The organism is Chitinophaga sp. (assembly GCF_036569125.1).
Classification (GTDB): Bacteria; Bacteroidota; Bacteroidia; order Chitinophagales; family Chitinophagaceae; genus Chitinophaga.
Map to the genome: position 1 here is coordinate 1 of NZ_DATCRF010000408.1, position 10,699 is coordinate 10,699.

Consider the following 10,699-nt stretch of genomic DNA (forward strand, 5'->3'; position numbering starts at 1 on the left):
GGCTTCCCGGCCATCTATGGCGGAGATCACCTTCATGCCATAGGCTTCCAGCGATTTGGTGAGGGAGAAGATGTTGCGTACATCATCATCCGCTATCAGCACTACCTTACCTTTCAGCACTTCGCTTAAAGCGCCCATACGTTTATAGCGGGTTACGCCGCGGTCTTTTGTATTCTCCTCTACCAGGTGCAGGAAAAGGGATACCTCATCCAGGATGCGCTGGTAAGAGTGCGCTGTTTTTACTACGATGGAATCTGCATACTGCTTAATGCGCATTTCCTCCACATGTGAAAGGTTGCGGCCTGTGAACACAATAATGGGCAGGTTCTCGTAGCCCGGCGATTTCTTTACTTCCTCCAGTACATCGTATGATTGCTGGGCGGGCACACCCATGTCCAGGATCACACAATCCACCTCGCTGCGGTTAAGGGCCGTGATGCCTTCGCCTACCGTGGTCCGGATCTGTGTATGCACGTTAAACCCATCCAGGTAGTACGATAAGGCCTGTGCATGTTTTTGGTTCTCTTCTACGATCAGCACTTTTTTCGGGTGCCGGCTCAGCGCCTGTTCTATACGCAGGAACACATCGCTCAGCTTATCTATATCTACCGGCTTATTGATAAAGTCTACTGCACCGCGCGACAGGCTGCGGGTTTTAGCCTGGTATGACGACATCATGTGCACGGGAATGGGCCGGGTGGCGGCATCGGCTTTCAACTCCTCCATTACTTCCCAACCGGTTTTTACGGGCAGCTGTATATCCAGTAAAATGCCCAGCGGGCGGAAGCGGCGGGCCAGCTCCACACCTTCATCACCCCTTACGGCTACTATTCCCTTATATCCTTTCTGACGGGTATAGTCCAGCAGGGAGCGGGCAAAGACGGTATCATCTTCTATGATCAGGATCACCTTTTCACCTGCGGTTATTGTATCACGGTCGTCCGGTACTGCGGGCGGAATATGTTCCGACAGGAATTGCGGATCCTTCGTCAGCTCGTCCCCAACCGGTTTTTCCTGCTGTGAGGCTATGATCTCTTCCTGCACCGGCGCGGGAATAATAGGTTTGGCGGGATGAATGGAGGCGCCTTTTTGCAGGGGCAGCGTAAGCGTGAAGGTGCTGCCTTTGCCTTCCTCACTCTCCAAACTGATCTCGCCTCCCAGCAGCTTGGCCAGCTCACGGCTAATGGACAATCCCAGGCCGGAGCCGCCGTACTTTCTGCGGGTAGAGCCATCGGCCTGCTGAAAAGCTTCAAATACGGTTTGCTGCTTATCTGCCGGTATGCCGATGCCGGTATCCTGTACGGCAAAGGAAATGGTATTTGCATCTTTGGTAATGTGCAGGGTAACTTCGCCGCGGGCGGTGAACTTCAGCGCATTGGAAATAAGGTTGCGCAGGATCTGCTGCAGGCGCAGGCGGTCTGTTTCCAGCATCGCAGGCAGATCGCCGGCTGCGGCTATGCGGAAGGTGATGTTCTTATCTTTTGCAATGGGGCCAAAGAGGGAGTTCATTTCCCCTGTTACACTTTCAATGTCCACAAACTCATATTCCAGCTCCATTTTGCCGGATTCTATCTTGGACAGGTCCAGTATTTCATCTATCAGCGTTAGCAGGCCATTGCCGGAGCTGCGGATCACCGTGGCATATTCTATCTGGTCGCTGTGCAGGTTACCGGCATGGTTCTCTGACAGCAGGCGGGAAAGCAGCAGAATGGAGTTAAGCGGCGTACGCAGCTCGTGCGACATATTAGCCAGGAACTCTGATTTGTACTTGGTGGTTTGGGCCAGCTCTTCTGCCTTGGCCTGGATCTCAAAATTACGTTCCAGGATGAGCTCATTCTTTTCTTCCAGCAGGCGGCTGCGTTCTTCCAGCTCCTGGTTGGCCTGCTGCAGCTCTTCCTGCTGTACGCGCAGCTCTTCTTCAGAGGCCTGCAATTTTTGCGACTGGGCTTCCAGCTCTGTATTAATATTTTCCAGCTCACTGTGCTGCGACTGCAATTCTTCTGACTGGGCCTGTGTTTCGGCCAGCAGGTCCTGCAGGCGCTGATGATCCCTTGCGCTATGAATGGCCTGGCCTATGTTATGGGAGGCCACTTTCAGGAACTCGCGCACCACGGGGCTGTAAGCGCCCAGGGTGGCCAGCTCTATTACTCCTTTTAAACGGCGTTCATAAACGATGGGTACTGCAATAATGCTTTGCGGCTTAATACTGCCGGCAGTATGGTTCACTACCAGCGCTGCATCCGTTATATTTTCCAGCAACAGGTCTTTACGGGACAGGGCAGCCTGCCCGGCCAGATCCTCGCCCAGGAACAATGTTTTTTTAATGTTATCCTTATTTAACCCGTAGCTGGCGCTTAGCTCCAGGGTTTCCTCATCCTTCATCAAATAAACAGCGCCTACCTGGGAGCTGGTATAGTCTGTAATAAATTCAATAATGTTATAGGCCAGTACATCCAGCTGTTTTTCACCGATCATTTTTTCAATGAGGCCGGCAATACCGGTTTGTGTCCACTCCTTGTGCGAAAGGGTGGCGAAGGAATAGTCCAGCGATTGCGCCATCTTGTTCAGGGCCACACCCAGGGAGCCCAATACATCCCTGCCTTCATCACTTACCCGTACCTGGTAGTCGCCGCCGGAGATCTTGTCTGCAATGCCCTGGATAATAGCCAGGCGGTTAGAGGTATCAATATCTTTTTGCTCCAGGGCGCGCTGCAGCACAACCCTTCTGTTATAATCAGCATTCACCCGCAGGAAGGATACAATGGCTACCAGCAGGGATAGCAGGGAGGCTATGATGATAAGCACCGGCGTGTATGCTGCAAAACGGTTGGTTTTTTGTGTGCGCAGTGTAAGCAGGGCCTGTTCGCGGTCCTGCATGGTTATTACCAGGCGGCGTATTTCATCCATTTGCACTCTGCCTTGTGTCAGGTCCTGATCACCATTTGCAACGCCTCTTTTTTTAGCGTCAATAACATCCCGTAACAGGGCAAAACGTTTTACCACCAGGTCGCGCAGCTGCTGCAGGGATTGTTGCTGCAAGGGATTATCGAGCGTAAGCTTCTCTACTTCATTCAGGGTGATAAGGGCGCGGTCGCGGGCGCCATTATAAGGATCTAAGAACTCCGTTCTGCCGGTGAGCAGGTATCCCCGCTGCCCGGTTTCCCCGTCTTTTAAAGCAGAGGAGATCTGTTCCAGCTTCATGATCACATTATTGGTATGGTCTACCAGGCCCTGCCCCTCCAGCAAATTATGGATGCTCAGGTAAGATGCGACAGCGCTTATGATCACCAGGAAAAGGGACAGGCCGTAAGTGATTATTAAATTCCTTTTGAATGATTCTTTCATGTATATACGTTTATAATCCCTGCGTTTCTGTTTCTAATATGGCGGCTTGTTTCAGCGGCAGCACCAGCATAAAGGTGGCGCCCTGGCCTTCGCTGCTTTCTGCGGAGATAAGGCCGTTATGTTTCTGGATGATCTTTTTTACGATGGTTAAGCCGATGCCGGTACCATGATATTCATCTTTGCCATGCAGGCGCTGGAACATGTGGAATATTTTATCGAGGTACATTTCATTAAACCCTATACCGTTGTCGGAGATATAGATGCGGCACCAGGCGCCTTTGCCGGAAATGCCGGCGGTAAGGGAGCGCTGGTCTATAAGCTCACTCCAGATCTTAATAACAGGCGGGGTATCTTTTTTAGAGAATTTAAGCGCATTGCTAACCAGGTTCTGGAACAGCTGCCGCATTTGGTCCGGGATGGCTTCAATAACGGGCAGATGGCTGATCTGCAGCACCGCTTCTTTTTCCTTAATGGCTACTTCCAGGTCGGCCATGGTTTCCTGCAACAGCTGGTTCAGGTTACAGGTATTGAACCGGGGCGGTTCTGCCAGGCGGGAATAGCTGAGCAGGTCGTTAATAAGGCTGCGCATGCGCTCTGAGGATGATATGACCTTGTTCATATACTGCAGCGCTTCGGGATCGCTGCCCAGGAACCGTTCTATTACCAGGCGGCTGAAGGTAATGATCTTTCGCAGGGGCTCCTGCAGGTCGTGCGAGGCTATGAAGGCATACTGCTGCAGCTCTGCGTTGCTAAGCTCCAGCTCTTTATTGGCCTGCACCAGGGCTTTGGTGCGCTCTTCCACCTTTTGCTCCAGCGTTTCTTTAATATCATTCAGCTCTTTTGTTTGCCGGTACAGGCGTGTAAAGGTTTTCACCTTTAGCAGCAGGATGTCGGCATCAAAGGGTTTGGTGATATAATCCACTCCGCCGGAGGCGTATCCTTTGGTTACAAAACGTTTGTCGATATTTACTGCGGACAGGAAAATGATGGGAATATCCCGGGAGCGGCTGTAGCCGGTAATGGTTTCTGCTACTTCATAGCCATCCATACCGGGCATTTGCACATCCAGGATAATGAGCTCATATTCATTCTTAAGGATCCTTTTCAGGGCTTCTTCTCCGGAAGCCGCGGTGTCTACCTCATACAGATTGAGGCGGAGCAAAGCTTTTAACGAGTAAAGATTTTCCTGTTTGTCGTCAACGATCAAGATCATACCGGATACTGAAATGCATTAATAAAACCAGCCTAGCAAATTACGCAGGCGGGTACGGTCTGGCGCAGGGTTTTGAGGGCCGTGTGCAGGTCATAGTGCACATTACCTGCAATGGCTTCCAGGATCTCCTGCAGCTCTCTGATGCTGGTAGGCTTGGTAATAAAGCTTACGGCGCCTTTTTGCATTGCCTGTTCCACATCCTTTGGCTGTGAGGAGGTTGTGTACATGATCACGGGGATCTGTTTAAGGGTATCGTCCTCTTTAAGGGCTGCCAGGCACTGGCGGCCATCCATGCGGGGCATGTTCAGGTCCAGGAAAATAACATCCGGCCGGGTTGTACCTTCCCGTAATGCAGCCAGGGCTTCCTGCCCGTTAGAGGCGGAAGCAAATACCACTGCGGGATCTACCTGCTGCAATACTTCTTCAAATAATGACGTGTCGTCTAAATCATCATCAACCAGCAAAAATGTAGTTGGATTCTTCATATAATCGATCTCTTGTTCGCGCAAAATTAACTCAATCTGAGGAGTATCAGTGTTTTTGCCATAACGGTCCCCTCCGCGTAATGCGGTATTCCGGACGTGTGTCCCTCCCCGTGTTGTGGTGTACGGCGGATCTTACAATCGAACAGATGTATAAACGAATATTAAATATAAAAACAATTTACTGCTTCCGGCTATTTTGCCTGGAATTTTTGTTTCCATTCCCGCAGGCGCTGGGGGTAGGCGGTATCCTTTTTCTCCGCATAGATCTTTACCCTTCCTTTTACGGCTATGCCGGCATAAATAATGTCGCGGCTCATATCTATTACCAGGGCGGCTTCGTCCATACCGCAGTTATGCGGCTGGCAGCCTTCGTTATAGAAAATGTTGCCTTCTATTTCTATGGGCGGGGCTACCTGGAAGCGCTGGAAGAACAGCAGGCTATCCCGGTTCAGGAGGCGGTGAAAACGTTCTTTCAGCGGCTCTTTATCCAGCAGGTCCACTTCGCCGGCGTAGCGGCCGATATAATCTTCAAAACGGCTCCAGGAGGTGATCTCATCGGCCATAATGGTATCCGGTACGGGTATCATGGTGTCGGCGGAGGGTATGATGGTGGTATCCGGCCGGCGTTGTTCCGGTTTCTTGGGTATAACAGGCTTGCATGCACACAGCTGTATGCAAAACAGTGAAGGCAACAGCATTCTCATAGTTATGGTAGCGATTCTCATTAATTCATTTACAATTTTGGGTGCTGCCGGGGTTCAGGTGTGTGTTGCTTCTATCAATAGTTATTATTTACCTGTAAAGTGCGGCGCCCGTTTTTCTATAAACGCCTGCATTCCTTCTTTCTGATCGTCTGATGCGAACAGCAGGTAAAAATTCTTACGTTCAAAGTGCAACCCTTCCTCCAGGCTGCTGTCAAATGCTTTGAGCACGGCTTCCTTGGCCATTTTAACGGCCAGGGGGCTCATGCCGGCAACTTCTTTTGCCAGTTTTATAGCTTCTTCCAGGTACAGCTCTACAGGCGTTATACGGTTAACCAAGCCAGCCTGCAGGGCTTCTGCGGCGGTAATAAAACGTCCTGTGAGCACCATTTCCATGGCCAGGGCTTTACCTACGGCCCTGGTAAGGCGCTGGGTGCCTCCTGCGCCGGGCATTACGCCTATCTTAATTTCCGGCTGTCCGAAACGGGCGGTTTCGCTGGCTACTATCATATCACACAGCATGGCCAGCTCGCACCCCCCACCCAGTGCAAAACCGCTTACGGCAGCTATAATGGGTTTCTTTGTTTTTTTGATGGCGTCCCAGGTGCTGAACTGATCGGTGTTATACATGTCTATGGCGCTTTTACCTGCCATTTGTGTAATATCGGCCCCGGCTGCGAATGCTTTTTCATTGCCACTGATGATGATCGCGCGAACCTGGTCGTCGGCGTCCAGTGTTTGCAGGGCTGCTTTCAGCTCTGTCATCAGTTGCAGGTTCAGCGCATTGAGTGCATTGGGGCGGTTCAGCTGTATGTGCGCAACGTAGGCTGCTACCTGTTGGTGTACGATTATAAATTCCGGTTGCATCTATAAAATTACAGAATTACCGCAAATATGATCAGGATAAAGAATAAGCCTACAAAAGCAAAGCTAAAGCCATACCCTAATAACAACAGCAACGATTTCCCGAACGACCGCATAAAGCTTTGATGATAGGTATTCCGTAATGCCAGCACCAGGTACCCGAATATGAGCCATACGCTCCAGCCTATGAAGCTGTTCACGCCCGTGAGCTTTTCCAGGATGTAGGCCAGCAGCAATACCGTGTACGCAAAACAGTGCACATGCAGGGCAAAAATGGCATGATCCGTATAATACCAGCGCTTCCAGTTGTAAATAAGCTTCAGCCACAGGGCAAATAAGGGCAGCAGCACAAACATCATTTTAGGAAAATGGTGTTTGAGGGCTTCTCCAAGGGTTTCCTGGAAGCGGTCATCTCCCAGATTCACCCGCATCCACTTATGGGTGACGTACCGTTTAAACCAGCCGTCCCTTTGGGCTTTGGGCAGGGCGGCCTGCGCGGAATCGTAGGCTTCCTCATCCGCATACTTTTTGCGGGGGTCCAGCTCATTGGCCAGCTCCACGTTGTTTTGCAGGATGGAATCCTTTTCCCCTGCGATGGCTGAATCGTGGTTAAGGGCCTTATGCAGGGCGGAATCATACCGGTGGCTGGAATCATAGCGGTAGCGGTACGCCAGGGAATCCACTGCCCGGGCAAGCTCCTTATTATTTTTGAGCGAATCCTTTACGGCGCCCAGGATGCTGGTAACGGACGGCAGCTTTTCCAGCTCTTCCTCATCATGCTCCTCACTGGCAGCTGCTTCCTTTTGGGCAGAATGTTTTTCCCTTTTTTCATGGGAATCATGGGAAAGCATGGCCCAGGTGAGGAAAAACACAAAGGACACAAAGATGTAGAGCTTAATGGGGTTTACGAAGGCTACCCGGCGGCCGGCCATATACTCTTTGGTTAAACGCCCGGGCCTGAATAACAGGTGGCTGAGCGTTGTCAGGAACTGGGAATCATAGTGCAGCACATCGCCTACAAAATGTTTTACCAGGTGACCAAAAGATTCGTGGGGAACGGCATTTTCCTGGCCGCAGTGCGTACAGTATCTTTCCGGAACTTCCGTTCCGCAATTCAGGCAGTGTTTATCCTCCCGTAACGGTTGTGTTTTCAAGTATTGCTAGGTTAGGCGCCTCAAAATAGCAAATCTTTGCCGCAAATTTCCAAAGGGCAGAAAATCTTATATATCTAAAAAATTTTCAAATGATTTGAACGTTAGTATTTTTGTCACCGATTAGCATTTACGCGTTCAAACTATGATGCACATTAAAAAGTACTGTTTATTAGCGGGTTGCCTGCTGCTGTTCACTGCCCGCAGCATGGCCCAGTATTATTACCAGGATATTTACAATACGCGCCAGACCAGCAATAATATGGCGCAGCTGAAGGAAAACAATGTAAGGGTACAGGGGGTACAAAGCCTGGATGCCAGCATGGAAACCGATAACGACTTCCGGTGCCAGCGCATTCTTTCGCCCAACTTCCGGCAAATGCGGGCCATTACACAGTCGCGGGGTACGGGGCTGAGTATTATGACCTCTACCTTCTCGGCCAAAGGCACGCTGATGAAAACCACAGACAGTACGGAGAGCAGCATTACTACCATCCAGTACCGGTACGATACGGCAGGCCGGCTTACGGACATTCATACCAGCTCGCTTTCAGAGGCGGGCAGCAACAAGTTCCGCATCACAGAAACCCGTACCTACCTGTATGATGAAAAGGGCCACCTGGCCAGCATGATCCATAAAAAGAGCCTGGGCGGCAATGATTCTACCACAGTGCTGTTTAAAACGGATGAGCAGGGCCATGTGACAGAGGAGCAGGAATATGGCAAGAACCTGCGCAGCCCGCGCATTTATTATAACTATGATGCACAGGGCCGCTTAACGGATGTGCTGCGGTACCACACCGCCAAAAAACGCATGCTGCCGGATTATATGTTTGAGTATGATGCGCAGCAACGCCTTTCACAGATGACCACCGTGAATGCGGAAACAGCTGATTACACTGTTTGGAAATATAAGTATGATGAAAAAGGATTGCCGCTGCGGGAAGAGTGTTATGGTAAAGAGAAAGCGCTGCTGGGCATTGTGAAATATAATTACGAGTTCGCCAAATAAACATCTTATCTAGCACCATAGCGGGTAACAGGGCTTTATGATATTCTTATGACATAACACCGTTCCTTGTTAACGGTAATCAATGTATATTTAGAGATATGCTTATGTCAATGTAGTGACCCATTTTTAAAGCCCTGTTATTTGCTGTATGGAAACTCCGTTCGCTTTTTGTGACAACCTGGTCATAAGGGTTCCGCGTTTGCCTTTTCAATCATACTTTGAAGCAGCTACAGTACAGCAATTGCTTACAGATGCCGCCTTCCTGGAATCGGTGTACATTGCTTCGCCGGTGTTGCATGATGAGGCGCTACGCTTACGTGAAGGGCTGCTGCATACGGCAAAGGAACAGGCTAAGGTTACGGATGCGCTGATCAAGTATTATACCCGCTCTTACAGCCGCTGCACGCCTTTTGGATTATTTTCTTCCTGCACTACTTTACCCTGGGTGCAAACACCCTCCCCTGCTGAATTTACAGCCATGCCCCTGCAAAGGCATACACGGCTGGATATGTATTACCTGGGCGCATTAGCCCAACAGCTGCTACAGCTGCCCTTCATACGGGAACGGCTATTGTTTTTTCCGAATAACAGCCGGTATGTAATGGGTAATGAGCTGCGGTACATGGAGTACGAGTATGTGCAGAACAAACGGTTCTACCGCATCAGCGCCGTAGAATATCAGCCTGCTTTACAAACAGTGCTGGCTGCTGCTGAAAAGGGCGCTACGCTGTTTGAGCTGTGTGCTTTATTAACGGTTCCCGGGCCCGATGCACTGGACTATATTAACTCCCTGGTAGCTGCGCAGGTACTGGTAAGCGAGCTGGAACCGGCTATTACCGGCCCTGCTTTTTTAACACAGCTGCTAAGCGTGCTGCAGCGCTTACAGGCGCCTGCCGCACCCGTACTGGAGCAGGTGCAGGCTGCCCTGCTGGCGCTGGATGCGCGGGATACCAATCCCATTGCTGCTTACGAACATATTATACAGCTGATCACACAACTGCAGGCGCCTTTTGAAGCGGGAAAGCTGCTGCAGGTAGATGCATTCCGCCCGGCAGCTGCCGGCAGCGGTGTGCCTGCCGCCTTACAGGCAGATCTACTGGGCGCGCTGGACATTCTACATAACCTGCAGCAATATAAAGGGGGTAAGATCCCTGCCCTGCAAACCTTTATAGAAAAATTCTATGCGCGCTATGCGGATGAAGCCATTCCGCTGGTGCAGGCGCTGGATGCGGAATCCGGCATAGGTTACCCGGCCGGAACGGCGCCTTCATTTGCACCGCTGGTAGACGGGCTGCCTATGCCTGCACAAACGGATACGCCTGCACGTACATTAACGGCTACGGATGAATGGCTGCTGGCACAGCTAACGCGCTGCCTGCACACCGGGCAGCGGGAGCTGGTGCTGGATGATGCTGTTATTCCGCGCAGCGCAGCTCATACGGAGGCCTTCCCTCCTTCCCTTTCTGCCGTGTTCCGGCTGCTGGATGCGGATACCGGGCGCCTGCAGCTGGAAGGTTTTTTTGGTCCCAGCGCAGCAGGTATGTTAGGCCGCTTTGCCTATGGCGATAGCCGGCTGCATGAGCTGACACTACATATTACGCAGGAAGAACAAAGACTGAATGAAGGGGTGATCTTTGCGGAGATCATTCACCTGCCGGATAACCGCACGGGTAACGTGATCCTGCACCCGGCTTTCAGGGAATATGAAATTCCCTACCTGGCGCAATCGTCCCTGCCTGCGGAGCAGCAAATACCCATACAGGACCTTTACCTGCGCGTGGCCGACCAGCAGCTGCAGCTCTTTTCAAAAAAACTGGATAAGCAAATTATACCGCGGTTAAGCAACATGCATAACTATGCGCTGCATGCATTACCCATCTATCACTTTTTATGCGACCTGCAAAAACAAGGCTTGCACACTGCTTACC

General features: G+C 50.9%; 8 protein-coding genes. 2 read left to right on the plus strand and 6 right to left on the minus strand.

What is annotated here, in order from left to right; translation table 11 throughout:
• From VIM87_RS15180 to VIM87_RS15205, 6 genes are all read right to left on the minus strand, one after another.
• Positions 1-3,345 (minus strand): ATP-binding protein (locus VIM87_RS15180; RefSeq protein ID WP_331997810.1); only part of this gene is annotated, 3,345 nt, incomplete at its 3' end.
• Between the two features lie 10 nt (positions 3,346-3,355).
• Positions 3,356-4,558 (minus strand): sensor histidine kinase, encoded by a 1,203-nt coding sequence (locus VIM87_RS15185; protein WP_331997811.1) that lies wholly within the window; start codon positions 4,556-4,558, stop codon positions 3,356-3,358.
• A gap of 32 nt (positions 4,559-4,590) precedes the next feature.
• Positions 4,591-5,043 carry a response regulator gene (locus VIM87_RS15190; RefSeq protein WP_331997812.1) on the minus strand — a complete coding sequence of 151 codons (453 nt, stop codon included), beginning with the start codon at positions 5,041-5,043 and terminating at the stop codon, positions 4,591-4,593.
• A gap of 191 nt (positions 5,044-5,234) precedes the next feature.
• Positions 5,235-5,741, minus strand: a complete 507-nt coding sequence (locus VIM87_RS15195) for a hypothetical protein (protein ID WP_331997813.1) — start codon at positions 5,739-5,741, stop codon at positions 5,235-5,237.
• A gap of 90 nt (positions 5,742-5,831) precedes the next feature.
• Positions 5,832-6,611, minus strand: a complete 780-nt coding sequence (locus tag VIM87_RS15200; protein ID WP_331997814.1) for an enoyl-CoA hydratase-related protein — start codon at positions 6,609-6,611, stop codon at positions 5,832-5,834.
• 8 nt (positions 6,612-6,619) lie between these two features.
• The gene (locus VIM87_RS15205; RefSeq protein WP_331997815.1) at positions 6,620-7,762 is read right to left on the minus strand and encodes a DUF3667 domain-containing protein; all 1,143 of its coding nucleotides are present in this window, start codon (positions 7,760-7,762) and stop codon (positions 6,620-6,622) included.
• 142 nt (positions 7,763-7,904) lie between these two features.
• On the opposite strand from VIM87_RS15205, the gene VIM87_RS15210 reads away from it, so the two are divergent.
• Together VIM87_RS15210 and VIM87_RS15215 are read left to right on the plus strand one after the other, a co-directional pair.
• Positions 7,905-8,771 carry a hypothetical protein gene (locus tag VIM87_RS15210; RefSeq protein WP_331997816.1) on the plus strand — a complete coding sequence of 289 codons (867 nt, stop codon included), beginning with the start codon at positions 7,905-7,907 and terminating at the stop codon, positions 8,769-8,771.
• Between the two features lie 148 nt (positions 8,772-8,919).
• A partial coding sequence (locus tag VIM87_RS15215) for a lantibiotic dehydratase family protein (protein WP_331997817.1) occupies positions 8,920-10,699 on the plus strand: 1,780 nt, incomplete at its 3' end.